The 25,594-nt window shown below is 68.9% G+C and carries 27 protein-coding genes and 1 pseudogene; 12 read left to right on the forward strand and 16 right to left on the reverse strand.

Going from position 1 to position 25,594, the window contains the following annotated elements:
* Positions 1 to 122: 122 nt before the first annotated feature.
* Positions 123 to 266 carry a hypothetical protein gene (locus ADK54_RS46200; protein WP_159047889.1) on the reverse strand — a complete coding sequence of 48 codons (144 nt, stop codon included), beginning with the start codon at positions 264 to 266 and terminating at the stop codon, positions 123 to 125.
* A 217-nt stretch (positions 267 to 483) separates the two neighbouring features.
* On the opposite strand from ADK54_RS46200, the gene ADK54_RS24955 reads away from it, so the two are divergent.
* On the forward strand, positions 484 to 1,200 hold the full coding sequence (locus ADK54_RS24955; RefSeq protein WP_053727948.1) for a hypothetical protein: 717 nt from the start codon (positions 484 to 486) through the stop codon (positions 1,198 to 1,200).
* A 461-nt stretch (positions 1,201 to 1,661) separates the two neighbouring features.
* Here the strand turns inward: ADK54_RS24955 and ADK54_RS24960 are convergent, their stop codons facing one another.
* Together ADK54_RS24960 and ADK54_RS24965 are read right to left on the reverse strand one after the other, a co-directional pair.
* Positions 1,662 to 2,054, reverse strand: coding sequence for a nuclear transport factor 2 family protein (locus ADK54_RS24960; protein WP_053727949.1), 393 nt, complete (start codon positions 2,052 to 2,054; stop codon positions 1,662 to 1,664).
* Between the two features lie 103 nt (positions 2,055 to 2,157).
* Positions 2,158 to 2,601, reverse strand: a complete 444-nt coding sequence (locus tag ADK54_RS24965) for an ester cyclase (protein WP_199827030.1) — start codon at positions 2,599 to 2,601, stop codon at positions 2,158 to 2,160.
* 200 nt (positions 2,602 to 2,801) lie between these two features.
* Between ADK54_RS24965 and ADK54_RS24970 the strand changes: the two genes are divergently transcribed.
* Positions 2,802 to 3,596, forward strand: a complete 795-nt coding sequence (locus tag ADK54_RS24970) for a TetR/AcrR family transcriptional regulator (protein WP_053727950.1) — start codon at positions 2,802 to 2,804, stop codon at positions 3,594 to 3,596.
* A gap of 250 nt (positions 3,597 to 3,846) precedes the next feature.
* Here ADK54_RS24970 and ADK54_RS24975 read toward each other — a convergent pair whose 3' ends face one another.
* From ADK54_RS24975 to ADK54_RS43735, 3 genes are all read right to left on the reverse strand, one after another.
* Positions 3,847 to 4,518, reverse strand: a complete 672-nt coding sequence (locus ADK54_RS24975; RefSeq protein WP_063802046.1) for a DUF998 domain-containing protein — start codon at positions 4,516 to 4,518, stop codon at positions 3,847 to 3,849.
* 360 nt (positions 4,519 to 4,878) lie between these two features.
* The gene (locus ADK54_RS24980; RefSeq protein ID WP_053727952.1) at positions 4,879 to 5,757 is read right to left on the reverse strand and encodes a GNAT family N-acetyltransferase; all 879 of its coding nucleotides are present in this window, start codon (positions 5,755 to 5,757) and stop codon (positions 4,879 to 4,881) included.
* Positions 5,758 to 5,800: 43 nt separating this feature from the next.
* Positions 5,801 to 6,349: a transposase gene (locus tag ADK54_RS43735; protein WP_420717367.1), complete on the reverse strand. Its 549-nt coding sequence runs from the start codon at positions 6,347 to 6,349 to the stop codon at positions 5,801 to 5,803.
* A gap of 27 nt (positions 6,350 to 6,376) precedes the next feature.
* Between ADK54_RS43735 and ADK54_RS48860 the strand changes: the two genes are divergently transcribed.
* On the forward strand, positions 6,377 to 6,499 hold the full coding sequence (locus ADK54_RS48860; protein WP_420717368.1) for a hypothetical protein: 123 nt from the start codon (positions 6,377 to 6,379) through the stop codon (positions 6,497 to 6,499).
* A 131-nt stretch (positions 6,500 to 6,630) separates the two neighbouring features.
* A complete protein-coding gene (locus tag ADK54_RS24990) occupies positions 6,631 to 7,062 on the forward strand; it encodes a hypothetical protein (protein WP_053727953.1) in 432 nt (143 codons plus the stop codon).
* On the opposite strand, the gene ADK54_RS43740 is transcribed toward ADK54_RS24990, so the two are convergent.
* The 3 genes from ADK54_RS43740 to ADK54_RS25000 form a co-directional block, all read right to left on the reverse strand.
* On the reverse strand, positions 6,953 to 7,654 hold the full coding sequence (locus ADK54_RS43740) for a transposase (RefSeq protein WP_324610193.1): 702 nt from the start codon (positions 7,652 to 7,654) through the stop codon (positions 6,953 to 6,955). The two genes, ADK54_RS24990 and ADK54_RS43740, sit on opposite strands and share 110 nt — an antisense overlap.
* A gap of 87 nt (positions 7,655 to 7,741) precedes the next feature.
* Entirely contained in the window at positions 7,742 to 8,668 is a 927-nt protein-coding gene (locus tag ADK54_RS24995) for an NmrA family NAD(P)-binding protein (RefSeq protein ID WP_053727954.1), read from the reverse strand.
* The gene (locus tag ADK54_RS25000) at positions 8,665 to 9,489 is read right to left on the reverse strand and encodes a polysaccharide deacetylase family protein (protein ID WP_053727955.1); all 825 of its coding nucleotides are present in this window, start codon (positions 9,487 to 9,489) and stop codon (positions 8,665 to 8,667) included. The genes ADK54_RS24995 and ADK54_RS25000 overlap by 4 nt, the downstream gene beginning before the upstream one ends.
* An 88-nt stretch (positions 9,490 to 9,577) precedes the next feature.
* On the opposite strand from ADK54_RS25000, the gene ADK54_RS25005 reads away from it, so the two are divergent.
* From ADK54_RS25005 to ADK54_RS25015, 3 genes are all read left to right on the forward strand, one after another.
* Complete coding sequence (locus ADK54_RS25005) at positions 9,578 to 9,928, forward strand: winged helix-turn-helix transcriptional regulator (protein ID WP_053727956.1); 351 nt, start codon at positions 9,578 to 9,580, stop codon at positions 9,926 to 9,928.
* A gap of 360 nt (positions 9,929 to 10,288) precedes the next feature.
* On the forward strand, positions 10,289 to 11,728 hold the full coding sequence (locus ADK54_RS25010) for an erythromycin esterase family protein (protein WP_234392189.1): 1,440 nt from the start codon (positions 10,289 to 10,291) through the stop codon (positions 11,726 to 11,728).
* A gap of 366 nt (positions 11,729 to 12,094) precedes the next feature.
* Positions 12,095 to 12,532: a glutaredoxin domain-containing protein gene (locus ADK54_RS25015; RefSeq protein ID WP_053727957.1), complete on the forward strand. Its 438-nt coding sequence runs from the start codon at positions 12,095 to 12,097 to the stop codon at positions 12,530 to 12,532.
* 1,457 nt (positions 12,533 to 13,989) lie between these two features.
* Here ADK54_RS25015 and ADK54_RS43745 read toward each other — a convergent pair.
* The 6 genes and pseudogenes from ADK54_RS43745 to ADK54_RS25045 all read right to left on the reverse strand — a co-directional run bounded on the left by ADK54_RS43745 (position 13,990) and on the right by ADK54_RS25045 (position 19,216).
* A complete protein-coding gene (locus tag ADK54_RS43745; RefSeq protein WP_107090613.1) occupies positions 13,990 to 14,550 on the reverse strand; it encodes a hypothetical protein in 561 nt (186 codons plus the stop codon).
* Positions 14,551 to 14,993: 443 nt separating this feature from the next.
* A complete protein-coding gene (locus ADK54_RS25030; protein WP_053727959.1) occupies positions 14,994 to 15,290 on the reverse strand; it encodes a hypothetical protein in 297 nt (98 codons plus the stop codon).
* Positions 15,291 to 15,741: 451 nt separating this feature from the next.
* Positions 15,742 to 17,298, reverse strand: coding sequence for an ABC transporter substrate-binding protein (locus ADK54_RS25035; RefSeq protein WP_159047890.1), 1,557 nt, complete (start codon positions 17,296 to 17,298; stop codon positions 15,742 to 15,744).
* 10 nt (positions 17,299 to 17,308) lie between these two features.
* Positions 17,309 to 17,584 carry a hypothetical protein gene (locus tag ADK54_RS48865; RefSeq protein WP_159047898.1) on the reverse strand — a complete coding sequence of 92 codons (276 nt, stop codon included), beginning with the start codon at positions 17,582 to 17,584 and terminating at the stop codon, positions 17,309 to 17,311.
* A 70-nt stretch (positions 17,585 to 17,654) separates the two neighbouring features.
* A pseudogene (locus ADK54_RS48870) lies at positions 17,655 to 18,323 on the reverse strand (ABC transporter permease); the annotation flags it as partial.
* Complete coding sequence (locus ADK54_RS25045; protein ID WP_053727962.1) at positions 18,320 to 19,216, reverse strand: ABC transporter permease; 897 nt, start codon at positions 19,214 to 19,216, stop codon at positions 18,320 to 18,322. The pseudogene ADK54_RS48870 and the gene ADK54_RS25045, both read right to left, overlap by 4 nt.
* Positions 19,217 to 19,453: 237 nt before the next feature.
* Between ADK54_RS25045 and ADK54_RS25050 the strand changes: the two genes are divergently transcribed.
* A complete protein-coding gene (locus tag ADK54_RS25050) occupies positions 19,454 to 20,074 on the forward strand; it encodes an antibiotic biosynthesis monooxygenase (protein ID WP_053727963.1) in 621 nt (206 codons plus the stop codon).
* Between the two features lie 150 nt (positions 20,075 to 20,224).
* Here the strand turns inward: ADK54_RS25050 and ADK54_RS25055 are convergent, their stop codons facing one another.
* Positions 20,225 to 21,058 carry an SGNH/GDSL hydrolase family protein gene (locus ADK54_RS25055; RefSeq protein ID WP_053727964.1) on the reverse strand — a complete coding sequence of 278 codons (834 nt, stop codon included), beginning with the start codon at positions 21,056 to 21,058 and terminating at the stop codon, positions 20,225 to 20,227.
* 176 nt (positions 21,059 to 21,234) lie between these two features.
* On the opposite strand from ADK54_RS25055, the gene ADK54_RS25060 reads away from it, so the two are divergent.
* The 4 genes from ADK54_RS25060 (at position 21,235) to ADK54_RS25075 (ending at position 25,548) form a co-directional block, all read left to right on the forward strand.
* Complete coding sequence (locus ADK54_RS25060; RefSeq protein ID WP_078966596.1) at positions 21,235 to 21,876, forward strand: M23 family metallopeptidase; 642 nt, start codon at positions 21,235 to 21,237, stop codon at positions 21,874 to 21,876.
* Between the two features lie 153 nt (positions 21,877 to 22,029).
* On the forward strand, positions 22,030 to 22,239 hold the full coding sequence (locus ADK54_RS25065; protein WP_053727965.1) for a hypothetical protein: 210 nt from the start codon (positions 22,030 to 22,032) through the stop codon (positions 22,237 to 22,239).
* 203 nt (positions 22,240 to 22,442) lie between these two features.
* On the forward strand, positions 22,443 to 23,912 hold the full coding sequence (locus tag ADK54_RS25070; RefSeq protein ID WP_053727966.1) for an aldehyde dehydrogenase family protein: 1,470 nt from the start codon (positions 22,443 to 22,445) through the stop codon (positions 23,910 to 23,912).
* Between the two features lie 64 nt (positions 23,913 to 23,976).
* Positions 23,977 to 25,548, forward strand: a complete 1,572-nt coding sequence (locus ADK54_RS25075) for an APC family permease (protein ID WP_053727967.1) — start codon at positions 23,977 to 23,979, stop codon at positions 25,546 to 25,548.
* Positions 25,549 to 25,594: the final 46 nt, after the last annotated feature.

Consider the following 25,594-nt stretch of genomic DNA (forward strand, 5'->3'; position numbering starts at 1 on the left):
CCGCCGATGAGAAGAGCCCGGCGTCCGGGGCCTGCGCGGCAAGGCGTGTCTGTGACTCCCGGACACGCCCCAGGAACGCAGGCCATCATTCAACCCCCTGTGACCAGGCCACGGGACGAAGCTCAGTCCGTCAGCTGGTGGATGGTCTCTTCCAGGGCCAAGACGATGTCGGCGGGGTGTGCAGCGCAGTGCGGGATGGCCAGTTCGGTGCTGAGTCGTCCGTTGAAGGTCGTCAGGATGCAGGTGGACGTCCCCGGGCTGGGCATCCGACGCAACCGAGGGCGGCGAGACACGGTCAGACCGTAACCAGGCATGGTGCGTGTACGACCGACAAGGGTCGGTCGGTCGGGACTTGGGCGCCACGCATCAATGCGGCCGCCCGGCTCGCGGACGACCATCACACCCTGGCGCTCGTGACGGAACCGCCAGCGATGACTCATGCGTCACCCAAGACACACATGCTGTCGGCGACAGGGGAGAGCAATGGCACTGTTCGGGCGAGGAAAACGGCACGGCGCGGCCTCCGGGGAAGGCTGTCCGGATCACAAACCGTGCAACAAGCTTGCCGGGATCCCGCTCCATGACCTCGACTCCCGGCTCCGCCTGGTGGTCACCCCCATCGCCGATCTCGGCTCGGACTCGATCACCGCGCAGCTCGGCGGGGGCCTGGCCGCGCTCCTGGTGGCGATGGACTTACCCAGCACCGGCGGTGCCCACGCCGTCCCCGCCCACTTCACGCCCCGCTGGAACAGCACATCCCCCGACCTGCTGGCCCGCGCGCTGGGGAACATGGAGCGCGACCGCCTGGCGATCGAGTCGCTCGCGGGCGGGAACGGCGGCCCTGCCCTGTACGTCGTCACCGGCCAGGACGGCCTGCCGGGCGCGGCGCACGTGCTGCGCCTTGAGCAGGTGCTGGGGCAGAGGCTGCCGCACGGCGCTCTCGTCGCGATGCCGAGCAACAACCGTTTCTACGCCGTGCCGATCCACAGCGGCGACGACCTGGGCCTGCTCGATACCCTGGTTTCCGCGGTCCGGGGCTTGGCCGAACAGGGACCCGTGCTGAGCCAGGATGTGTTCTGGCTGCACGACGGCCAACTGGACCCGCTCAACGCCACCGTCAAGGACGGCGAGCTGCGCTACTTCCCGTCGGACGCATTCAAACAGCTACTCCCCCAACTGCGCCGCGACCACAGCCACTGAGCCAACCGCAGCGATCTGATGAAGCCACGGCCTCGGCGCCGACCATGACCGCAGGCCCACTCTCACCTCGCCACTTCGTTGCCGACTCACCAAGAGCGGTCATGCCGGGATGCCCCCATCGGGGCCGTCCCGGCAGCCACTCCGGCCCAGTCCCGTTCTGTACCCCGATGTCGCTCCCGTTCTGTACCCCAATGTCGCTGCCGCCGAGGGACTCCGTGCAGCCCACGCCCAGTGCGCCGCCGAAAACGGCCGGATGTCGGCAAGGTTCGGTCCTCGTCTGACTGTTCGTCGTCGCTCATCCACGCAGGGATCACCGGCCGCAACCCACGGCTGGACCGATTCAGCGTGAACCTCGGCTCCGAGCACCGGCTGTTCCTCATCGCCCCATAGGCAAACCACCTCTCACACGCAGCGACCGTTGTTGGCGACGAGTGAGCTGGCTCTCCAGGAGGGAAGGGCCCTCACGAGGACCAGAAGGCGTCCTCGGCTTCCTGATCCCCCTGGAACTCCAGGAATTCCACGGCCCGTTGGCCGCTGACGCGCCAGACGTGGACTTCGGAGGCGGACCAGGACCGGCCGTGGCGTTCGGCAGACACGGTGCTGAGGACGACGACGCGCTCGCCGTCAGCGAGAATCTCGTCGGCTTCGACCCTGAGGGTCCCGCCGGAGAGATCCTGGCACAGGCTGAAGAACTTCAGGACCCCCTCGGGGCCGTGGTAGTCGCCGGACAGCGGGCTACGTCCCGGGACGTGCCAGGTGATGCCGGGGTCAAGGATCTGGAGGACGGCCGGGATGTCACCTTCGGCGAAGGAACGGTACCCCTGGCGGACGAGATCTGCGGGTGAGTCGTTCATGGTGGTTCCTTTGAGTGGGGCCCGAATGCGACCCTTGCAGGTCAAGTCGCCTCGGGGCGGGCGCAGTTACAACCCCACTGCTCGGAGCGGCCGGCGCGGCCACTCACACGGAGGCGCGTCGCGCACGGCGCTTAGCCAGTGCCATGCGCAGCAGGAACAGCGGGCTGGGTGGGACCCAGCCGAGCTGCCTGGCCATGGCCAGGTCGTCACGGTTGGCCCAGTGATCGATCACCTGGCCGTCGGCGACGCGGAACCAGTGGGTCTGGGCGACGCTGAACTGCTTCCCGGTCGGCGGCATCGCCGATTCGACGGCCCCGGCGAGGTCGTAGGTGACGAACGGGCCGGTATGGCGTCCGGACATCGTGGCGTGCACGACGATGAGGTCGCCCTCTGCGACCACCGAGTTGATCTGCCAGGACAGGTCGGCGAAGGCGGCTCGCAGCCATAGCGCGGTGGGCGTGGAAGGCAGCCGGCCCCGACCGGCGGCAGGCAGCGGGTTCGTGGTCCGCTTCCTGGTTGGTGGCGCGCGGGTGGTAGACCGATTCAAAACCCGGCAGATCGCCTGTGGCCATGACCTGGATGGCGCGGGCGCACAGCTGCTTGAGGTCCTGGGCGGCGGCTCGGTTCGTTGACGTCGTGGTCGGTGGCTCCATGAGGTGGGCTCCCGTCCGGGGCGCCGCGCCGTGGGGCGCATGCCCCTCTTCAGATGGAGTAAAACTCCATTCGTTTTACTGATACTCTATCTGAATGGAGCCCAAGGTCAAGCGGTCCTATGACGCCAGCGGCCGCCAGGAACAGGCCCGCCAGAACCGGCGCCGGATCGTCGACGCGGCTGCCGCACTGTTCTCCGACCGTGGCTACGCGTCGGTCCCGCTGACAGAGGTAGCGGCAGCGGCGGGCGTGTCGGTGCAGACCGCGTACGCGGCCTTCGGGACCAAGGCCAACCTGCTCAAGCACGCCATCGACATCGCCCTGGCCGGAGACGACGAGCCGGTGCCGGTCATGCAGCGGGACTCCGCCCAACGCATGCTCGCCGAACCGGACCCCTTCCTCGTCCTGGCCATGTACGCCGCCCGCGTCCGTGACGTCACCGAGCGCGCCGGCGGCCTGCTGCTCGCTGCCTGGACCGCCGCGCCCAACGACCCGGCCGTGGCGGAGCTGGTCGCCGACCTGGACGGCCAGCGACTGCGGGGCATGACGGCCCTCGCCCAATCCATCGCGAACAAGGCCAGGAGCGCGGGCTGCCTGGCCGACGGCGTCACCGAGGAAGACATCCGCGACACCCTCTGGGTCTTCAACTCCCCGCAAGTGAGCGGCCTGTTGATGCGCCAGCGCGAGTGGAGCCCGGACCGGTTCCAGGCTTGGCTGACTCGCGCCTGGACCAAGCTCCTGCTCGACCCGCCGGGCAGGAAGGCCGCGCTCGGCCAGCCGAGGCATGTCGACGACCCTCGCCAATTCCAGGAGTTCAGCGGCGGCCGCAATGCCACAACTGTCGACCAGGAACCCAACGCCGAGCCACAAGAGTGCTGTCCAAAGCCGTGAACATGTTTCGATGTGCTGCCCGAATCTCGTGAATGCCAGACGGAGTTCCGCCGACGGCAGTTCATCGGCCGCCGCAAAGAGACCGGAAGAGTCCAGCCCAGGGGCTTCCTAAACTCCCCGCTGGCAGTTCACCGGCCGCCGCAACTCCCGTGGTACCGGGGCTCAGGGAACGTGATCTCGTCGTGAACCGACGCAGGACTTCGCCGACTTCCTAAGCCACGATCTCGACGCCGTCACGCCACCCCCGGCCTCACACTCCTGAGGAGCTCCGGCGTCGTCGGGAGGCAGTGCGGGACGTTGCCTGCCGGAACAGACCGAGGGCGCCGGCAGCCAGCGTCCACATCAGGATGGGAAACGCCGCGACTCGCTCCATTCCTCCCATACCCAGGCCCAGGTAATTGTGGGAAGAGAAGAGCCCCAAGGCCGTGATCGCCGTGATACCCAGCAGGCCGGCGGCCCGACGAAGTAGCGCCGGAACAGCGTTTGACAGGCCCGCTCCCGCCAGCACCAGGCCGATGTTGCCCGTTCCCATGATGAGCAGTGCACCCAGGACGTGCTGGTTCTCGTGTACGTCCGCAGGTGCCAGCCCGGCGAGCACAAATCCCAGGCCGGCACCGGCCGATAGAAGCCGGGCCATAGCGGCGCTCGCACCTCGGCGCCACATGGGCCCAGTCAGCGCGACACCGACCACGAGCAGCGTCCCCAGGGCGATGAAGGAGACGTTCATCAAGTCATGTTCGGGCGAACATATATACCGCGGCTCGGGCTCCCGCTGCATGGCACAGTGAACGTTGCCCAGGTCACTGATGTTGTTCCGTGCCCAACTGTACGGTCTCATCCAGGCTGACTCGGTGATCCCATGAATCACAAAGAACTGCACCACACCCGCGATCCACGCGGAATATCCGACCCGAGCCTTCACCCGTCCACCCTCTGTCGCACAACTCCCGTACGAGCTAGCGGATCACGCGGCTCCAGCCGCGGGCACTCCGGTCAGCCCCCGAAACGGGGTAGGGCAGCCCCTACGAGCGGCGCCTCTCATCGCTCCGCGGAAGCTCGGCCAGAGGTGTCTTTGAGGATCCCCTCACCACGGAGCAGGAACCAGCGAGCGGATCGCGCCAACACCGGCGGTATGCGTTGGTGTCAGGCGGCCGGCAGGCCTTGGCCTCCAGGCGTCGCGTGGGCTTCACCGACACCGGCTACGCCCGCCTGCTGGATGCCGCACACACCGGGCCGACGGGCCGGACGAGATGATGCTCAGGTCCGGCCCGTCCGCCCGTCTCTACAGATCGAGCTGGTACTGGAGTGTCGTGTGCGTGGGCATGTAGCCGAGGCTGTCGCTGATGTGTCTCATGTGCGTGTTGCTGTCGGCGGTGTCGGTCACGAGGCCGCCGAGATCCGGATAGCGCCCATGGGCGTGTCGGATCGACTCGGCCTTCATCCATTGGCCGAGGCCGTGTCCGCGGTGCTCGGGCAGCACGCCGGTGCCGTAGTGCTGGCCATCGCCCCTGCCATTACCGGGGATGACGAGTTCGGTGAATCCGGCGATCGAGTCGTCAGCAGTGTCGATGGCGACGACCGTGTGCAGATGGTCGCCGCGCTCTTCGACGGCCTTCGCCGCAGCCCGGACCCGGTCCACGTCCCAGGCCACGGTGCCGTAGTCGGTGTCGTCCATGGGCATGTCGTCCATGGCCCGGCGTGAGTCGGCGAACGTCTGGGCGACGGCGTCAGGGACGGTTCCCTGCCATGACGCCAGCCGGTAGCCGGGATGGAGACGCTCAATGACCTCGGCGAGGGCGATGGCGTCCACGTCAGCCAGCGCCAAGCGGGCAAACCTCAGGGTGAGTACCTTGCGGAAGCCGTGGGCCGGCAGGAAGCGGTCGCCGGGCGATCCGGCCTGGGCCTGTGCGCTGACGCAGCGTCGGGCGTTGTCCCGGGCGGCGGCCACAGCGGTGTCGAGGAGCTGGGAGCCAACGCCCTTGCGGCGCTCCACGGGGTGGACGTGGAGGGTCAGTTCGGCCAGATGCTGTTGTCCGCCATCGAACAGGCGCAGAAAGGCCGTCCCGACGGGATTGAAATCGGCGTCGGACGCCAGCCATGCAAGGCGTCGGCTGTGCGCACCGTGAGCGGGGTCGGTCAGTGGGGTGAGGCGAAGCGACAAGGTGTCTCCGTCGTGAGGAGGTGGCAAAGGTCAGTACGCGGGCTCAACTGCTGGGCACTCCTGCGCATGTGCTCCACACCTCCTGGTCGACAGTGCCGGTCCGGATCAACATGGACGGCTGGGCGAACTTAGCTGGCTCATCGGTTCCTCGGCAAAGGGTTAACTGAAGGCCGGTGGCCGTGTGGTCACAGCCACTCGTGATGGCCGCGACCAGCACGGTTGCTTCGTAGCGGACGGCGAGTTTCTCGTACCTCGTGGCCACGGCTCGGTGGCGCTTGAGGCGATTGATCCCGCATTCGACCGCGTGCCTCTCGCGGTAATCGGCCTTGTCGAACGTCGGGGACCGACCACCGCGGGAGCCAAGCTTCTTGCGGTTGCGGATCTGGTCCTTCTTCTCCGGGATCGTGCACCGGATCCCACGTCGGCGCAGGTAGGCGCGATTCCTCCGGGAACCGTACGCCTTGTCCGCCCGCACCTTGTCAGGTCGTGCAAGGGGACGTCCTAGCCGCAGCCGAGGGACTCGGATCCGTTCCAGGGCCCGTTCGAACTGCGGGGAGTCCCCGCGCTGCCCGGCCGTGATCACGATCGACATGGGCTTTTGTCCCTACTCGACTGCGAGATGGACGTTGGTGGTCAGCCCACCTCGCGAGCGCCCGAGCCCGTGGTCGTCCGGCTCGACCTCGACACCGCCGGGCGGCTCCTTCTGGAGATCCCCCTTTTGACCGCCCCGGCGGCGTGCTGATGAGCGCGGCACACCGTTGAATCGACGCTGACATCCCAGGTGATGCGGACATCCCAGGCGATAAGGCCGTTCTCGTCAGCCTGGACCTTAGGCCGTGTATCGGAGGAGAATCGTGCGCATAGGGTGTCGCCATGTCGCTGAGCCACATAGTCCTCTCGTCCGGCCGTTCGATCGAGCTCACCGAGCTGCGTATGTCTTCGACCTACGGAGGGATGCTGATGGGCTACCCATGCAAACCCATCAATGACATGAAGGTCAGTGGCCTCCAGCGGCAGGCTGAATGTGCGTTTCCCACCATGCCGGTCCATCTGGTTCCACCCTCGCGCGAGTACCCGGACCAGACCGCCGGCGCCTTCGGACCCGTCGAGGTGCTGCCTTCCGTGGCCTGCATCGGCGCCTTCCACTCGACAGCGGTCGCCCCTGAGCTCGACCCGGCGCTACACCGTTCCTCCCTCATCGTGGTCTGGTTCCAGACCGTTTTGGATGTTCCCTCGGGCGAGGACGCCGACCTCGCGCTTCGCAGCGTTCGCTGGGAGCAACTGGCCCAGGACCACGAGCTCTAGCGACGAGTCTCGATAACAGCCACTCATCGATGGCCGCGAAGAGCGCAGTCGCCTCGTAGCGGACCGCGAGCTTGTCATGTCGAGTGGCGACGGCGCGGTGTCTCTTGAGGCGGCTGATCCCCAGCGCCATGCGATCGGAAAGGGGCCCACCACTGGAGCCGCGCTTTCTGCGGTTGCGTGCCTGGTCGGCCTTCTCCGGGACGGTGCAGCGGATCCCGCGGCGGCGCGGGTAGGCGCGTTCTTGCGGGGAGGCGTACGCCTTGTCAGACCGTACGCGATTGGGACGGACTCGTGGCCGGCCCCGACCGATGCGGGGCACCCGGGCCTTCGCCAGCACCGGTTCGAACTGCGGCGAGTCCCCGCGCTGCCCTGCGGTCACCGCAAGCGACATGGGCTTCTGGTCCTGCTCGACGGCCTGGTGCCGGCCCGCTGCCATCGGTGGAACAGGTCGTAGATCCGGGCCCCACGGTCCGTACTCAACGGGCGCGTCCCGCCACGGAACACCGGTCCGGACCCGGAACCGGATGCCGTCGATCAGCTGGCGCCGAGGCCAGACGGGCGGCTGCCCCGCCTTCGTTCCCTTCGGCAACAACAGCTCGGGCCGACTTCGGCCCGGTCCTGGTCCGGAGCGACGAGCCCTGTTCTGGGTGCCTGCGTTCGGAGTTGACGTGGCGGGTGGTCATGCCGTCCATCCGGTGTGGTGCAGCCAGTCCTTGAAGGCCATCAGGTCGGGGTGCAGACGGCGCAGGAGGTTGATGTCCCGGTCTCGGGCATAGAGATCACGGTTGGCGAAGAACTGGAACATCGCTGCGTAGTCGTGGCCGAAGTCGGGGACGACGGCGCGCAGTTCGTCATGCGACATCGGGATATAGGTGCTGGGGGTGCCCGTGACCTGCGTAAAGGCAGCTGCGATCTCGTCGCCGGTGAGGCTGTCGCCGAGCACCGCGAGGTCGCGGGCGCCCCAGGACTGCCAGTTGTCGAACATGTGGCAGGCGAACCAGGCGATGTCGTCGAGGGCGACGAGCGGGTAGTGGGCAGTGCCGAGGGGGAGGTTGAAGGTCAGGCCGCCCCGGCCGTCCGGTCGGGGGGTGAGTCGGTCCCGCAGGTTCTCAAAGTACGGCGCCGTGGTCAGCACCGAGACGTGGTCCGTGTACCAGCCGTCGGTCTCCTTGCGGAGCATTTCCTCCGACCGCATCAGGCCTATGTGGGCTGCGACTGCGGCTTTGCTGTCGAAGTGCGGGACGGGGTGGCCGGTCAGGGACACCGCGCTGTCCAACGAGGACCAGATGAAACGCTCCACGCCGGCTCGCTCCGCGGCGGCCAGCAAGTGCAGCCCTTGCTGGCACTCGCCCACGGCACTGCCCGTCGCGAAGAAGTCGGTATTGGCGAACACCCGGTCGGCCTGCCCGATCAGGACCTCAAGGGCAGCCGAGTCGGAACGGACCAGTCGCACGCGGTCGGGCGCGATGGCGGCGAGTTCGGTGGCGTGGGCGGACTCCGGGTGGCGGCTGGGGACGGTGATGGTGACGTCGGTGGTGGCCAGCAGGCGTTGGATCACGTGGCTGCCCATGGCCCCGGTGCCGCCGACGACGAGGACGTGGGTCATGGCGTTCTTCCCTGGTGTGTCAGGACGTGTTCGGCCACCTGGGCGTGGGTGGCAACCCAGACGTCGCCGGACTCGCGGATGTGGTCGAGGATCTGGCCGACCATGCCCGCGAGGAGCGGTCGGCCTGCGACATGGGCGTGGATGGTCAGGCGGAAGACGCCTGGGCCGGCCTCGGCGAGGATCTGGTTCAGTAGCTCAAGGTGCAGGTCGCGGTAGGCGTACGGACCGGCTCCAGCATCGCGGACGTCGGAGTGGTCACTGTGCATGAGGGAGACCAGAGGACCGTGAGCGGTGGACAGGACCTGCGGGAGGTCATGGTCGCCGTGGTCGCCGGTCCAGCGATAGCCGCCCTCGGCGAGCAGGTCTTCAGTGTGCCTCGAACCGGTGGCGCGTGGGCTCATCCACCCCGTCGGGCGTACGCCGGTGACTTGGCCAAGGATGTCGGTGCAACGACGGATGTTGGTCCGCTCGGCGTCGACATCGAGGAGCGCGGGCACCACGTCCTGGGCCCAGGAGTGTGCGGCGATCTCGTGACCCGCCTCATGCACGGCCATGACGGTCTCGGGGTACCGCTCGGCGACCAGTCCATTGACGCCGACGGTGGCGGGCACGTCACCGAGGACATCGAGCAGCCGCCAGATGCCGGTGGTGACGCCGTAGTCCGCCCAAGAGGCGCTGTGTGTGTCGTCGATGCCGGACAGCGGCCATGCCGCGGCCATCGGCGCGTAGGCGGGCCAGTGCCCTGGTGACCACAGTTCCAACGCGACGGTGACCAGCGCGACGACCTTCCGCCCGCCCGGCCAGCCGGTTACTGCTCTCATTCGGTTCCCCTGCTCGTTGGCTTCCGCGGTGGACGCTACTGAGGCGGTAGGTACCTCCAGGTTCCTGGCAGTGGGCTACCGTCGGGGCATGCGTGAGTACCCCGGCAGCGTCTTCCTCGCCGACTGCCCGGCTCGGCTGGCGATCGAGATCATCGCCGACAAATGGGCGGTGGTCGTGCTGTTCGCGCTGAGCCGCGAACCGTGCAGGCACGGCGAGTTGGTCGACCTGATCGGCGGAATCTCGCGGAAAGTGCTGACCCAGACGCTGCGGCGGTTGCAGGGGTACGGGCTTGTCGACCGCCACGCCGAGGCCGGGAAGGTCGAGTACGTGCTGACGGACTTGGGCCGGACGCTGGTGAAGCCGATCGCCGTGCTGACCGAGTGGGCTCACGAGCACGGCGCGGCCGTGGTGGGATTCCAAGAGGCTGAAACGCACTGAGCCTACTCGGCCTCCCCCTCACGTCCACCACCGCCGTTCGAGCGCAGACGGGCCCGTCTCAACTGTCCCACCTTTGCCGGTCTGTTCGTTGCTCAGGTGATGTGGTCCGATCCGCTCGTCGTGTCGGATGGACTGGCCCGCCGCGAGGGCAGACACCTGCGGTGCCGAATGAGGATGCCCGGGACAGGGCACTGCTCCCGACCCCCGTCCTGCCGGGCCCAGGGGACTGCTCCGAAAGCCGGGTCATGGGGTTATCCCCCGGAAAGGTGTCGGGCCGGCCCCAGCGCGCCGGGGCCACCACACACGTGACGATCTTCTCAGCAGCACCGGACAACAAGCACGTTGGGAACGTGATCACACATGATCAGCAACGGGAAGCATCTCGCCGCGGCAGCCCTCGCCCTGGCCGCGACGCTGGCCCCCGCGGCAGCCGCGTACGCAGCACCGGCGGCATCCACACCGGCGGCGGCCGCACCGACCGACGCATCGGCCTCCGTCCGCGCGCTGGACCGGATCGCCCATCCGCTGCGGTCGACGGAGCCGGGCTCCGGCACGGCCGATCTGCAGGCCCTCGGGGTGATGGTCGGCGACGCCAAGGTGGTCGGCGTGGGTGAGGCCACGCACGGCTCGCACGAGTTCTTCGCCCTGAAGGACCGGCTCTTCCGTTACCTAGTCGAGCAGAAGGGATTCACCACCTTCGCTCTGGAGATCAGCTGGTCGGCAGGTCTGCGGATCGACGACTACCTCCAGCACGGCAATGGCGACGCACGGCAGGTCGTCCACGAAGTGATGGGTGGATCTCCCTGGGACCGCCAGGAGTTCGTGACCCTCGTCCAGTGGATGTGCGACCACAACCGCCAGCACCCGGAACGCCCGGTCCACTTCCTGGGCGACGACATCGGCGCGCCCACACTCGACGAGCGGGTCTTCGACAACGTCACCGACTACGTGTCGCGGACCCATCCTGAATCCCTGCCGCGCCTGAACGAGCTCCTCACCGGCCTCCGCCCGCTCGACGACGCCATCGCCTACCTTCAACGGCCTCTCGCCGAGCGGCAGCAGAACGCGGCCAAGGCGCAGCAGGTACTGGAACTTGTGCAGCGTCAGAAATCCACGGGCGGCGAGGACGTCGACTTCGTCCTCCAGAGCGCCCGCAACATCGCCCAGACCTACACCTTCTTGAGCCTCGACCCCGGCGACCCGGCATCGTTGACCGCAATGGAGCGCTACCGTGACCAGGTGATGGCCGAAACCACGGCATGGTGGCAGCGGCGCACCGGCAGCAGAGTCCTGTTGTCGGCCCACAACGACCACGCAGGCTACGTGGCCTCCGACCCCGCGATGTATCCGAAGACCCAGGGCTCGTTCCTCCGCGACACGCTGGGTGCGGACTACCTCGCCGTAGGCACCACCTTCGACCAGGGCTCCTTCCTCTCCAAGGGCGAGGCGCTCGGCGGCGAGTGGAAGAAGTTCACCGTCGGCCCGGCCGGTCCCTGCACGAACGAGTACACGCTCGACCAGGTCCGGTACCGCGACTACTACGCCGACCTGCGCAAGGCCCCTGCCGCCGCCCGCAGTTGGCTGGCCATCGCGCGCCCGACCTACAGCGTCGGCACGCAGTTCCCGAACGACAAGACGCCTGAGGTCGCCATCGGCCAGACCTACGACGTCCTGGTCCACCTCCACACCGTTCGGGAGGCGAGCAAGCTGGAGGGCCCCAGCAAGACCGGGGGCCTGCCCACCACCGGGCCGGGTCTCCCCCGCCACCCCGACCAGGGACAGCGCGCCGGCTGCGCATGAGGCCGCCGTGCGGACTTTGGACGGGTATCGGTGCGGGCCGTGATCCGGACGGCTTCGCGCACAGCTCGGCTTCCCGGACGGCCACCGCGGCGCCCATGGCAAGCGCAGCCTGTGTGACGACGTCGGTGCCCGGATCGTAGACGGCGCCGACGGTGCCGGGGGACGCGGCGGTGAGCAGCTGCTCAATGCGCTCCCACCCTGCGGGCCCCGCCCGGCCCTCGGACGTCGTCGGCCGGGTTCTCGTGCCACGAGATCGGCCAGGCGGCGTGTTGCCAGGCTTCCGTCCATGCCCTTCGCCGGGAGGGTGCGGCAAGGGCGTGGACCTCGTCGCCGGCGCCTCCCGTTTCATCGGTAACCTGCGTCATCATGATGCGCGCGTGGATCCTGCCGATGTTGCTTGTGCTCTGCGGCTCGGTCGCTGCGACTGGACTGATCGTCATGGGGAACCCCGGCACAGCCGCAGTGTTCCTGCTGGCGTTTGTGCTGATAGCAGTTGTGCACTCGGCTCTGTTTTTCCCAAGGCCGGTCAGTGCGCTGGAGGCACAGCGCCGCAGCGCGGTCGACGGCAGGCCGGTCGTCTTCTGGCGGCCGGGCTGCAAGTACTGCCTGCGACTGCGCATCCGGTTGGGCCGTAACGCCCGCCAGTTGCACTGGGTCGACATCTGGCGTGACCCGGCTGGAGCGGCAACGGTCAGAGCGGCCAACGACGGCAACGAGACCGTGCCGACTGTCGTCGTAGCGGGCCGACCGCACACCAACCCCGACCCTGAATGGGTCCGTGGCCAGCTCCCCCATCCCATGTGATGAGGAGCGACGTCCTATCGCAGAAGCTACCCGCAGGCCGAAAGACCGTCACCCGAGCGCTGCCGTCCTGACAGAGTTCCTCGACCGGGCAGCCGACTTGGCCGGCCGGGCGGTCGCGCAACGACACCGCCTCTACTGCTGCATCTGTGTCTGACGAGCAGGTGCGGCGGTTCGCCCCGCCCATTGCCTCGGATGAAGGACCGGGCAGAGGTGCCAGATCTCCTGATCCTGCCGTGGGACCGTAGCCCTGCTGGCCGGGGCGGGGATGGCGGCGTTCGAGCTCGCTGCGGGCGGAGTGGCGCCCATTAAAGGTCGAAGGCGCCGTTGGTGGCCATGACGCAAGCCGTACGGCAGCTTCGGCGCCGACAAGTGCCCAGCCGGCGCCGGTGATGTCTAGGTGGTCGGCGCCGGCGGATTTGGTGGTACCCCTGACTGTTTTTCAGTAAGCTCACCCGCCCATGATTGAAGTGGACATGACGGGGGACCAGTGGCAGACGACAACAGCGATTGGCGCTTAATCATCGGGGCCATCGGCCTCGCCCTGTCCGTCGCCGCCTTCTTTGGGATACACGACTGGACGCAGTTGAAAGCCGCACTCGGCGGCACGTCGCCAACTCCAACGCCCCTGCACACGTACACGCCGCCACCCCCACCCGCCTTCACGTATACGCCACCGCGTCCGCCCGCCCCCATCTACACGCCGCCACCTCCCCCTGCCCCCACATACACCCCATGCACTGCCCTGTACTGCGGTAGGTCGCACTTCGACGAGACGTCGATGCAGTGGGTCGGGTCGTCGTGCGGTACTGACAACTGCTCCCTGACAGCGACCTTCAAGAACGACGGCAGCCTGGCGGGCTCAGCGACGGCAACATTCACCATCACCGGGCTCCAGTCCGGGAAGTTGGTCTTCCCCGCCCTCGCCCGATGCTCTGCGGCCATCCCCTTGACCCCACCCGGCGGGGTGGTCAGTGCTGGGTGCACGGCCTACTCGATCAACATCAGGAACTTCAGCGCCTATCCGCAGGCCACCTTCGGTGCGACGATCACCACCAGTTGAACCTGGATCCGGCCCCGGCCCGACTCTTCTATCACGCCCAAGTCGTGATCACACAGGGTGTGTCGTTCCGGCTCGACACCGGGCACGTGGCACGGCGGCCCCTGGGGGAAGCACAGCACACCCCCGGGACCGCCGCACCACGCCCACCGACAGCACCCCGCCCCCACCCCACCAACAGGCCGAGACGGTGCATCACCGTCGCCGACGACAACGCCGCCCGACCCACGCCGCAGCCCAGGGCCAAGACCTTGATTCGGACGTCCTCGTCGTCGACCAGCGGGCCCAGCCCTGTACCAGCCACTGGGCCTGCACGAAGTCACTCGTCACGGCGAGAACGACATCCGGGTCAGGATGTCCACCAAGCTGCCTCAGCCTGGCAGCGTTGGTGGTTGATGGATCAGAGGAGCTTCTGCGGGGCTTCGTACTGGTCTACGGGTGCCAGGTTGCATGCGGCCTTGGGACCGGTGAGGCCGTGGCCGCCGATGCCCTCGCCCTCGGGCAGCGGCACCAGGCAGCGACCGTCGACGTTGACGAGTGAGGCGCCGTAGGTGTTGAGGATGCCGCCCGCGCCGTCTCCGTCCTGGCCCGCGATGACGGTGTCGCCGTTGCGGGTGGCGAAGTCCGTGGCACCGTTGCCGCTCGCACTGCTGCCGCTGTTGCCGCCGTTACCGGTAGTGCCGTTGTTGGTGCCGGTGAGGCTGCTGGTGGTGCTGCTGACGGTGCCGGTCAGGTTGCTGGCGGGACCGTTGCCGGTGAGGCCGCTCACGGTGTCCCCGATGCAGCCGCAGCCGGTACCGCTCGTGGTCGGGCTCTGCGCGAGAGGGGCGGAGAGGAGGTTCTGGAGCGCGTTGGCAGGGGCCTTGGGGGCCTGGGTCGCCGTGGCTGCGGAGGCGGGTGCGGCGACGGCCATCGTTGCGGCGGTGGCGAAGGCCGCTCCGGCGAGAACCTGCTTGATCACGGTTGTGCTCCCATTCGATGGATTGGTAAGAGGTGGCAGGCCCGCCTTGTGAAACCTGCCGCCCCTTGGAACGAAGAACGCGCACAACACGTCACAAAATGCGCCCATTCGGACCAATACGCAGGGGAGCTGATGCCTCCGCTGTCCGCTGGCGGCCTCCCGCGCCCGGAGACGCAGCCACACCCGAAAGCGAACGTTCTTGGCCGCCGATGACACCAGTTTGAACGTGTGTATCCGGTGCCCCGGCCAGGTCGGCGGCGTCGCGAGCGTGCGGGGTCCCGGGGCCTGTGAGGCCTCGGGACCCTTGGGGGCACTCTCCATCCTGATCTTGCTGCGGGTTCAACGGCTTTCCGCGGTACCGGCCGCCCCGCCCAACCCAATGCGAGCCCGGCGAGCTGCGCGGGCTGCTGTTCGCTCAGCTTGTCGCGTCGGCGGGCGAGGGGTCAGAGGAGCTTCTGCGGGCCCTGATACTGGTTGACGGGTGCGGCGTTGCAGGCGGCCTTGGGACCGCCGAGGAGGTGGCCGCCGATGCCCTCGCCCTCGGGCATCGGCACCAGGCAGCGACCGTCGACGTTGATGAGCGGGGCGCCGTAGGTGTTGAGGATGCCGCCCGCGCCGCCGGCGATGAAGGTGTCACCGTTACGGGTCCCGAAGTCGGTGGCGTCTGCCGAGGCGGGCACGGCGACGGCCATCGTTGCGGCAACGGCGAGGGCCGACCCGGCGAGAATCTGCTTGATCACGGTTGTGCTCCCATTCGGTGGGTCAGAAAGGGGGACGGGTCGGCCCCGTGGGGAACCCGCCGGCCCCTGGAGGATCACGGACAGGGCGCGGCGTCTGGCACGGCACCTCGCCGTGTTGCTGGAACCTCCCGACAGCTCCGCCGTCACGACGCTCCGGCGCGTTGCGGTGCACCGCACCAGACGCCGCGCCGTGTCCGACCCTGATCCACCGGACGCCCCTCGAACGAGGGACATGCAGAAAACGTCATATATTGCGCCCATTAAGACTAGAACGATCACATGGGGGTGGGGCTGGCGCGCCTGGTGTCTCTCTGCGGCCTCCCGGAGCCGGGGGCGCAGCCTCACCCGAAGCGAACGTTCTTGGCCACCGACGGCACCGCTATGGACGCGGCTTTACGGCGCTCCGGGCCGAAGTTCCCTGCCTCCGGCCCCGTCGCGCCGTTGAGCTGGGCTACTTGGGCGCCACGTCCCACGCCAGATCGGGGAGGTAGCTCGGGGCCGCGGTGAAGCCGGTCAGCTTCTTGGCGTTGAAGGCGTAGAGCCCGTCCATGCGCAGCACCGAGACGAACCACGCCTGGTCGACGACGTACCGCATGATCTGCTGGTAGAGCGCGGACTGCTGGTCGGCGGGGGCTGCCGCGGCCTTCGCCAGCATCGCGGTCAGCTTCGGGTCGGAGGTCGCGAAGGGGTTGAAGGCGGTTGCGTGCGGCAGCATCCAGTCCAAGGACAGGGCGTAACTGGAGGCACCGCCGTAGCCGAAGCCCAGCACGGGGTACTTCTTGGACGTCGCATTCGCGAGCCACTGGCCGATGCTGGTGTCCGTGGTGGCCTCGGTGGGCACGCCGATCTTCTTCCACTGCTCGGTGACGGCCTGGGTGACGAGGTCGATGGCGAGGAAGCCCTGCATTTCCGCCTTCAGCGAGAAGCCGTTCGGATAGCCCGCCTCGGCGAGGAGCCTCTTGGCCTTGGCGGGGTCGTAGGAGTAGTGGTCGTCGTAGTCGGCGGCGAAACCGTCGAGCCCGGGCAGCGTGATCTGGCTGGTGGAGTGCCCGTGCTTCGGCACGAGGGCCTGGGTGATCGCGTCGCGGTCCACGGCGTAGTTGAGCGCCTGGCGCGCCCGGACGTCCTTCAGCGGCCCGGCGACGACGCCCTGCCGGTCGGCGAGGTTGACGCCCATGAAGACGCTCGGGGAACCCACGACTTCGAGTCCGCGGGACTTCGCGGTGTCGGCCTGGGAAGGGGTGATGGCCACGGCGTCGGCCTGGCCCGTCCGGACGGCCTGGAGCGCGGAGTTCGGGTTGGCGACGATCTTGCTGACCACCTTCTTCCAGTGGACCTTCGTCTTGTCCCAGTAGTTGGGGTTGGGCGTGTAGGTGTCGTGGTCGCCGGAGGCGGTGTGCGCGCTGTCGAGCACGTACGGGCCCGCGCCGTAGGACCGTGTGCCCATGGTGGCCGGGGCGGCGAGGCCCTTGGGGCTGATCATCGAGCCGATCATCAGGATCTGGGACAGCAGTTGCGGAAGGCTGGGGTGCGGGCTCGAACAGTGGATGTGCACGGTGAGCGGGCCGGTCGCGGTGACCGACTCGATGGCCGAGGCCCAGGCGACGTTGAGTCCGTTCTTGCGCGTGTAATTGAGCGAGGCTGCCGCCGCCTGGGCGTTCAGCGGTGCCCCGTCCGGGAATTTGAGGCCGTCGCGCAGGGTGAACTCGAAGTCGGTGTTGCCCGTGCCCTGGTAGCCCCACTTCGTGGCCAGGCCCGCCTCCAGCCGGCCGTTGGCTCCCTGTCTCAGGGCGGTGTCGTAGGCGAGGTTCACGAACCAGTTGTCGCTGCCGACATTGGCCTCGGCCGGGTCGAGACTGGCGGGTGCCCCGGCGGCGACAACGGTCAGGGTGCCTCCCTGTCCGCCGCCCCCGGCAGTATCGGAAGAGCCCGATCCGCTGCAGGCGGTGGCGGCGAGGGCGAGCACCGCCGCTGTCGCGAGCCCCTGGGTCATGTGCTTCTTGAACAAGACGATTCCTCTACGACTGGGGCTGAGGGACGGCGGGGAGCAGACGGCGCGGCTCCGGAGTGCGATGGCACGCGGCCAGAGGACCGCTGGGCGCACCGGTCTGCCCCTGTGTCTCCAAGGGCAGCAACACGGGCCGCTCGCTGCGGCACAGGTCGACCGCGTGCGGGCAAAGGTGAGCGAAGGCGCAGCCCGTGGCGGAGGGCGCGGCGGCCGGTGGGGCCGCCGCACGGTGTGCCGGGCGGGCGCGCTGGACGCAGGGATCCGGCTCGGGTACGGCGGCGAGCAGCGCCTGGGTGTAGGGATGTGCCGGTTCGGCGTAGGAAGCCGAGGCCCGCCTGAATGGCGACGACGATCGCGGCGAAAAGGGCGGCCTGCCCGATGACGGTGCTCATCACCCGGGGCAGGATGTGGCGCCGCAAGATCTGACTGCGGGTCAGACCGGCGATCTTGGCGGCTGCGACGTACAACTCCTCGCGGATGCCGAGGGTTTGGGCGTGCAGTACGCGGAGCATCCCGGGGCTCCCCAGCACGCCGAAGGTGATCATCGCGGCGTGCAGGTTGCCGGGGAACACGGACAGCACCACCAGGACGATGACGATGCCGGGCAGCGCGAACAGCAGGTCGGCGGTTCGCACCGTCAGCCAGTCCACCCAGCCGCCCAGGAACCCAAAGGCCAGTCCCGCCGTGACACCGATGACGAGGAACACCAACAGGGCCTCGCCGGCCGCCAGGAAGGTGGAGCGGCCGCCGAAGAGCACCCGGCTGAGCAGGTCGCGGCCCAGATCGTCGGTGCCCAGCGGATGGCCCGCGGCGGGGCCGGCCAGTACCTGACCCAGGTACTGGTCGAGCGGGCCGTGGGGAACGAGCAGGGAGGCCGCCGGGGTGGCGACGGTCAGCAGCACCAGCCAGCCGAGGGCGGCCGCGCCGGCCGGGCGGCGCAGCACCCGTCGGATCAGCGGGGCTCGGCGCAGGGCCTTCCCGCCCGCTGTCGTGCGGTCCCGCCGCGTCGTCGTGGAACGTTTCATCGGGCACGCACCCTGGGGTCGAGGCGGTTGTAGGCCACGTGCACCAGCAGGTTGCCGAGCACGACGAGGACGGTGATGTACAGAACGGCGCCCTGGATGACGGGGATGTCGTGCTGGACGGTCGCCTGCCGGGTGAGGCCGCCGAGCCCGGGCAGGGCGAAGACCGTCTCCACGAACACGGCGGCGGCGAGCAGGCTCACGAGCACGACGCCCAGGACGGTCGCCACCGGAACGGCGGCGTTGCGCAGGACGTGCCGGTAGAGGATCGATCGCCGGGAGAAGCCGTTGGCCTGCATGACACGGATGAAGTCCCGGCCGAAGCAGTCCAGTACGCAGTCGCGGGTCTGCTTGGCGATGACGGCGGCCGCGCCGAGCGACAGGGAGAGGACCGGAAGGACCAGCGAGCGTCCCCACTCGACCGGGTCGTCGGCGAAGGGCACGTAGCCGGTCACCGGGAACCAGCGCAGCTTCACGGCCCCGACCGCGATCAGGACGAGGGCGAACCAGAACGCCGGAACCGCCAGGCCGAACAGGGAGAGGAGGTCGACCGCCCGGATCAGGAAGCCGCCGCGCCGGGCGCCGAGCAGGCCCAGTGCCACGCCCAGGATGCCGGAGACGGCGGTCCCGGAGACAACCAGCGACAGGGAGACGGGGAGCCGGCTGTTCAGCTTCGACGTGACCTCCTCCCCGCTGAACAGCGAGGCCCCGAGGTCGCCGTGGAACACCCGCACGAGCCAGTCCCAGTACTGGACGGGTAAGGGGTCGTCCAAGCCCAACTGGGCGCGCACGGACCGGTATTGATCGACCGTGGCGTGCTGGCCGACGATCGTGCGGGCGGGGTCTCCGGGGCCCAGGGACACCAGAACGAAGGTCGGGACGGAGACCAGGAACAGGCCTCCGGCATCCGGAGCGTCCGGTTCAACTCACCTACCACTCTTGGCAGTTGTGACATCGGCGGAGCTCGGGGCAACATCCCCGGCCCCTGAGTCGGGTCATCGGGCCGGGTGTGGCGCCGGACGCCGGTAGGCCGAATGGGCCACTCACATCGCGCACCAGCGCGGTTCGCCTTCGCATGGAAGACAACCGCGCGCCACCGCCGCGGGACCTTCCCCCCTCTGACAGGACGACCCATGCAAACCTGGTACGTGCGCACCATCTACGCCACCGGCGACCCGGCCAACCTCGACGGTGTGCTCGACGCCTTTCGCAGCGAGGCCCCCGGGCTGCTCACCCAGAACCCCGGATACCACCGCTTCGGGCTGTTTGCGGACCGCGAGCTCGGCAAGATCCTCATGGGTTCGTGGTGGGAGAGCGAGAGCGCCCGGACGGAGAGCGACACGCGGCTGCGCGAGCGCCGCCTGGGGCTGCTCGCGCCCTTCGCGGACACCGTGACCGCCGACGACTGGGAGGCCGTGTCGTACACGCCCGCGCCCAAGATCGCGCCGGGCATGTGGATGCGGTCCGGGTACGTGGAGTTCGACCCGTCCGATGCTCCCGTGTACCAGCAGACGTTCGAGGAGCTGAGCCGTCCCCAATTGGAGGCGCTCGACGGTGCGGTCAGTGCGACGCTCTTCTTGAACGCCGCGACGGGGCGCGCGCACGTCGGCGCGATGTTCCGCGACAAGGCCACGCTGGCCGCGACGCGGGGGCCGCAGTCGGCGATCCGCGGCGCGTCCCTCAAGAGGCTGAACGCCAGGCTGCGGTGCCTGGAGGAGTTCGAGCTGATCATGACGCACCGGCCGCAGTCCTAGAACCCGCCTCGATCCCCGTGCGACGCCCGCTACCGGGTGCGGCAGACGGCCCGCGACTCTGCAACTCCTGCAGAACGCGGGCCATTCTGCCCAGCTCACCGGACGGCAGCCTCGCCGAACGTCTCCCTCTCCCGTCGCCGTGCCCGTCAGTCAGGGGCTGAGCGCTGCCGTCAAGGCGGGGAGGTAGCCCTCGCGCTGGCCTTCCGCGGTGGGGTGGTAGGCCACGTCCGCGGTGAAGAGTGACGGAGCATGGATCCACGGGTCCGCGGAGCAGATCTCGTGGCCGGCGAAGGCGGCCGCGACGTCGGCGAAGACGTACCCGTGCGCACGGGCACGGTCCTTGGTGACACGGTTGAGGTGGTCGGCCGCGGTGTTGAGCGCGGACTGTTCCCGCCCGCTCACCGGCCCCATCAGGCAGGCGCCTCGGGTGAACAGGTGCGGGTAGCCGAGCACCACCACCCGGGCATGTGCCGCCTTGACCTTGACGGCACGGTAGGCGGCATCGAGCCTTCCGGGCAGGTCATGGTCCATGGCGTGTTCGGATCGGGCAACACTCTCCAGGCAGGCGCTCTCGCTGTTCAGGGTGCACGTCTTCATGACGTCGGCGAAACCGACGTCGTTGCCGCCGACGGTAATGCTGACCAGCGTCGTGCCGCGATCGAGCCCGGACAGCTGCGTCGCGGTGACATCGGCGCTGCTCGCCCCTGAGCAGGCCGCGAAGTCGAACCGCCCGGGATGGTGCCCGGCGGCCCACAACGCGGGGTGGGCGAGGGAGCTGCGACGGCAGTCCCCATCGGCTTGTCCGGAACCGACGCCCGAGGCGTACGAATCACCCAGGGCCGCATAGCCGCCAACAGGGCTGATCTTCTCGGATGGTTCACCGGTGGCATGCGCGGCAGTGGTGGCCGCGCATGCCAGAAGGAGGGACAACGGGCCTGCAAGCGTCACCGCAAGGCGGCGGCTCAGTCTGGTAGCTCTCGACATACCTCGCCAACGACGAGGACATGGAACAGGACACTTCTGCCCAGACCTGACGTGCCGACATCCGAGGAACGACGACCCGTCCGTCGTCACGCCGAGCCCCCGGCTCGCGGTGCCGTCGCACTCGTACGGCCCAACCAGCGTTGCGAGTCGAGCCCGCTGGCGATGTCCTGACGGGCATGGGCTACCACATAGACCGCCCGCTTGAGGCGGGCACCACACGACGTGACGCTCTGGGTATGGCCATGGCGCTCCTTGGCGGCACTCTTGCCGTGGGGACGGCGGCGCCGGAGGCCACCGCGCTCTCCGATGACGAGTGCTTGATCGAGTACGACGCCGAGTTCGAGGAGGCGCTCGCCCTGGGGGACGCCCAGCTGCCGGACGACTCGGACCGGTTCGCGCCGCCCAGCAAGGGCGTGCTGCCGTTGCGGCGCGGCTACCGGGTCACCGAGCGCTACGGAGCCCGAGGCAACTGGCAAGGCGGGCACCACACGGGCATCGACCTCGCGGTGCCGCGAGGGACGCCGGTGTACGCGGTGGGCGGCGGCACCGTGGTCCTCGCAGCCCGGTCGGGCTCGTACGGCAACGCGGTGACCGTCCGCATGCCCGACGGGCACTACGCGATCTACGCCCATCTGAACCGCATCCGCACGCGCAAGGGCGCCGGCATCCCGACCGGGGCCCGCATCGGGGACAGCGGCAGCACGGGGCGCACCACCGGCCCGCATCTGCACCTGGAGATCCGGGCCCGGCGCGGCTACGGCTCGGACATCAACCCCGTGAGCTATCTGGCCCGGCGCGGCGTCTCGCTCCACGGGTGACTGTGACTGCCGTGTTCGCATGCGCTCGTCACGTCGTTGGGATGGCCTGGTCGGGTGCAGTTCTTCCAGAACCTGCGTAACACCTTGCCCTTCCGCGCATGCCTTCAGTTGGGCGTCGACGCACGGCGTCCCTGACCAACCAGGAGAGAACACATGCGCATCCGATCCATCCTCACGGCAGCCGCCCTGACCGCCACCGTCGTCCTCGGCGGCGCCGGCATGGCCACCGCTGACGACACCTCCCCCTCGGCTCTTGACGGCAACATGCAGTTCAGCCTTGATGGCGCAGGCCAATCCGCCGCCAACGGTCCCAGCGGATTCGGTAACGGCCCCGCCGCATCCACCATGGTTGACCAGGACTGACCCTCGCCGGGGCAGGCCGGTCCTCACACTGTCCGGGCGACCGCTGCGGGCTGCCCCACGGCCACCCCTCCGGGCGAGGCTGGGCCGACTGGCGGCGCGCATGTCGCTGCTGTGATCCAGGCCACTTAGGCTGAGCTCGGAGCTCGTCACAGGCCGTATTCGCCGGCCACCCTGCTTCCTCATGCGAGCCCGGGAGGGATGCCATGCCGGAGCTGTTCATCGGTGGCCAGTGGACGTCCGCCGTCGACGGCGGGGTGCGCGAGATCCGCTGTCCGGCGGACGGCACTCTCGTCGCCGCCGTCGACGAGGCCGGGCCCAAGGACGCGGCCGCGGCCGTGGCGGCTGCCCGCGAGGCGTTCGACCGGGGGCCGTGGCCGCACACTCCGGCCGCCGAACGTGGCCGGCTGCTGCTGCGCGTCGGCGACCTGCTGGAGCGGGACAAGGAGGCGTACGCCCGGGCCGAATCCCTGGACACGGGAAAGCGCCTGGTGGAGAGCCAGTACGACATGGACGACATCGCCGCCTGCTTCCGCTATTTCGGCAACCTGGTCGCCTCCGGCGGCACCGACCGTGTCGTCGACACCGGCAACCCGGCCGCGGACAGCAGGATCGTGCACGAGCCGGTCGGCGTCTGCTCGCTGATCACCCCGTGGAACTATCCGCTGCTGCAGACCGCCTGGAAGGTGGCCCCGGCTCTCGGCGCGGGCAACACGTTCGTCCTCAAGCCAAGCGAACTGACCCCGCACACCGCGATCCTGCTGATGCGGACGCTCACCGAGGCAGGGCTGCCGGCCGGCGCCGCCAATCTGGTGCTGGGGGCCGGCGCCACCGCGGGCGCGCCGCTCAGCTCCGACGAGCGGGTGGACCTGGTGTCGTTCACCGGCGGCCTGGTCACCGGCCGGCGGATCATGGCGGCGGCCGCCCCCACGGTGAAGAAGATCGCCTTGGAGCTGGGCGGCAAGAACCCCAACATCGTCTTCGCCGACGCCGAGTTCGACACCGCGGTGGACTACGCCCTCATGGCGGTCTTCCTGCACTCCGGGCAGGTCTGCTCGGCGGGCGCGCGGCTGCTGGTCCAGGACGAGCTGCACGACGCGTTCGTGGACGAGGTGGTGCGCCGGGCACGGCAGATCCGGCTCGGCGGCCCGTTCGACGAGGACGCCCGTTCCGGACCGCTGATCTCGGCCGCTCACCGCGAAAAGGTCGAGGCGTACGTGGCCGCCGGAGTGGCCGAGGGTGCCGTCCTGCGCTGCGGTGGCGCACGCCCCGACGACCCGGCGCTGCGCGACGGCTTCTACTACCCGCCCACCGTGCTCGACGAATGCGCCCCCGGCATGTCGGTGGTGCGCGACGAGTCCTTCGGCCCGGTTCTGACCGTCGAGCGGTTCCGCGACGAGGCCGAGGCGGTCGCGCTCGCCAACGACACCGTCTACGGCCTGGCCGGGGCGGTCTGGACACAGGACGCCGAGCGCGCCCATCGTGTGGCGTCCCGGATGCGCGCCGGGACGGTGTGGATCAACGACTTCCATCCGTACGTGCCGCAGGCCGAGTGGGGTGGCATGAAGCAGTCCGGCGTCGGCCGGGAGCTGGGACCGGCGGGACTCGCGGAGTACCAGGAGGCCAAGCACATCTGGCGCAACACGGCACCCCGGCCGCAACGGTGGTTCGAGTGACCCGGCCGCCCGTGGAGTGACCCCGCCGCCGTGCACCTGTCCGTACGGAACCAGGAGAACCGTCATGCCGGACGTCCCGCCCGATCGACCGGAACCAGCCGCGAGCGGCGGCCTGGACCACGACGCGGCACTCACCGAGCTGGGGTACAAGCCCGGGCTCAAGCGTACGCTCGGCAACTTCCACACCTTCGCCGCCGGAATCAGCTACATCTCGATCCTGACCGGCACCTTCCAGCTGTTCTACTTCGGCGTCAGCTTCGCCGGGCCGGGCTACTGGTGGTCCTGGCCGATGGTCTTCCTCGGCCAGCTGATGGTGGCCCTGTGCTTCTGTGAACTCGCCGCCCGCTTCCCCGTCGCGGGGTCGGTCTACAACTGGTCCAAGTACACCGGGGGTCCGCACGTCGGCTGGCTCGCGGGCTGGATGATGACGATCGCGACCATGGTGTCACTGGCCGCCGTGGCTCTCGCCTACCAGCTGACGCTGCCTCAGATCTCCAGCGTCTTCCAGGTCGTCGGGGACGGCACGGGCAAGTACGACGCGGCTGCCAACGCCGTGCTGCTCGGCACGATCCTGATCGTCTTCACCACCCTGGTCAACGCGTTCGGGGTGAAGCTGATGGCCACCATCAACTCCGCCGGAGTCTTCATCGAGCTGATCGCCGCCGTGGTGCTGGTGGGTCTGCTCGCCGCCCACATCACGCGCGGGCCGAGCGCCATCGTGCACACCGAGGGCTACGGCCAGGGGCAGACGCTCGGATACCTCGGCGCGTTTCTGACCGCCTCGCTCGCCTCGGCGTATGTGATGTACGGCTTCGACACCGCCTCCTCGCTCGGGGAGGAGTCCATCGACCCGGCACGCAACGCTCCGCGCGCCATCCTGCGCGCGCTCATCGCCTCCTTCGTCCTCGGCGGCCTGATCCTGCTCTTCGCGCTGCTGGCCACCCCTGATCTGCACGCCAAGCAGCTGTCCGTGGAGGGTCTGCAGTACGTGGTGAAGGCCGCGCTCGGCCAGACGGTCGGCCAGGCCGTGCTGTGGTGCGTCGTCATCGCCATCACCGTGTGCGCGCTGTCCGTGCAGACCGCCGGCCTGCGGCTGGCCTTCGCCATGGCCCGGGACAACAACCTGCCGGCCGGCTCGAAGCTGGCCAGGCTCAGCCCGAGGTTCCGGACTCCGGTGCTCGCCACCTGTCTGATCGGGTTCGTGGCGATCGCCATCCTGGTCGTCAACATCAACCAGCCGCAGATCTTCTCCGTCGTCACCAGCATCGCCATCGTCATGATCTACGTCGCCTATCTGCTGGTCACCCTGCCCATGCTGGTACAGCGGCTGCGCGGCGGCTGGACGTCGGCGACCGACCACTTCTCGCTGGGCCGCCTCGGCCTGCCGGTCAACGTCCTGGCCGTGCTCTGGGGCACCGCGATGACGGTCAACCTGCTGTGGCCGCGCGCCGAGGTCTACAACGCCACCGGGCCCCAGCACTGGTACCTGCGCTGGGGCGGCGTCCTGTTCGTCGGCGTCGTCGCGGTCGGGGGCTTCACCTACTACTGGTTCGTCCAGCGCGGGAAGACCGGCGTTCTCGCCGAACACGCCATCGGGGAACTGCCGGAGCCCCCGTCGGCCCACGGCGGAGCGTGAGACCGGGCGTGTGAGACCGCGCATGACAGCGCATCGTGCGACGAGA

The sequence above is a fragment of the Streptomyces sp. WM6378 genome (assembly GCF_001279695.1).
In the GTDB taxonomy this organism is placed as follows: Bacteria; Actinomycetota; Actinomycetes; order Streptomycetales; family Streptomycetaceae; genus Streptomyces.

Coding starts and splice junctions, on each gene's coding strand:
- ADK54_RS46200 (WP_159047889.1), bottom strand. CDS start 266: ATGCCCAGCCCGGGGACGTCCACCTGCATCCTGACGACCTTCAACGGA.
- ADK54_RS24955 (WP_053727948.1), top strand. CDS start 484: ATGGCACTGTTCGGGCGAGGAAAACGGCACGGCGCGGCCTCCGGGGAA.
- ADK54_RS24960 (WP_053727949.1), bottom strand. CDS start 2,054: ATGAACGACTCACCCGCAGATCTCGTCCGCCAGGGGTACCGTTCCTTC.
- ADK54_RS24970 (WP_053727950.1), top strand. CDS start 2,802: ATGGAGCCCAAGGTCAAGCGGTCCTATGACGCCAGCGGCCGCCAGGAA.
- ADK54_RS43735 (WP_420717367.1), bottom strand. CDS start 6,349: ATGTCGATCGTGATCACGGCCGGGCAGCGCGGGGACTCCCCGCAGTTC.
- ADK54_RS48860 (WP_420717368.1), top strand. CDS start 6,377: ATGGACGTTGGTGGTCAGCCCACCTCGCGAGCGCCCGAGCCCGTGGTC.
- ADK54_RS24990 (WP_053727953.1), top strand. CDS start 6,631: ATGTCGCTGAGCCACATAGTCCTCTCGTCCGGCCGTTCGATCGAGCTC.
- ADK54_RS24995 (WP_053727954.1), bottom strand. CDS start 8,668: ATGACCCACGTCCTCGTCGTCGGCGGCACCGGGGCCATGGGCAGCCAC.
- ADK54_RS25000 (WP_053727955.1), bottom strand. CDS start 9,489: ATGAGAGCAGTAACCGGCTGGCCGGGCGGGCGGAAGGTCGTCGCGCTG.
- ADK54_RS25005 (WP_053727956.1), top strand. CDS start 9,578: ATGCGTGAGTACCCCGGCAGCGTCTTCCTCGCCGACTGCCCGGCTCGG.
- ADK54_RS25010 (WP_234392189.1), top strand. CDS start 10,289: ATGATCAGCAACGGGAAGCATCTCGCCGCGGCAGCCCTCGCCCTGGCC.
- ADK54_RS25015 (WP_053727957.1), top strand. CDS start 12,095: ATGATGCGCGCGTGGATCCTGCCGATGTTGCTTGTGCTCTGCGGCTCG.
- ADK54_RS25050 (WP_053727963.1), top strand. CDS start 19,454: ATGCAAACCTGGTACGTGCGCACCATCTACGCCACCGGCGACCCGGCC.
- ADK54_RS25055 (WP_053727964.1), bottom strand. CDS start 21,058: ATGTCGAGAGCTACCAGACTGAGCCGCCGCCTTGCGGTGACGCTTGCA.
- ADK54_RS25060 (WP_078966596.1), top strand. CDS start 21,235: ATGGGCTACCACATAGACCGCCCGCTTGAGGCGGGCACCACACGACGT.
- ADK54_RS25065 (WP_053727965.1), top strand. CDS start 22,030: ATGCGCATCCGATCCATCCTCACGGCAGCCGCCCTGACCGCCACCGTC.
- ADK54_RS25070 (WP_053727966.1), top strand. CDS start 22,443: ATGCCGGAGCTGTTCATCGGTGGCCAGTGGACGTCCGCCGTCGACGGC.
- ADK54_RS25075 (WP_053727967.1), top strand. CDS start 23,977: ATGCCGGACGTCCCGCCCGATCGACCGGAACCAGCCGCGAGCGGCGGC.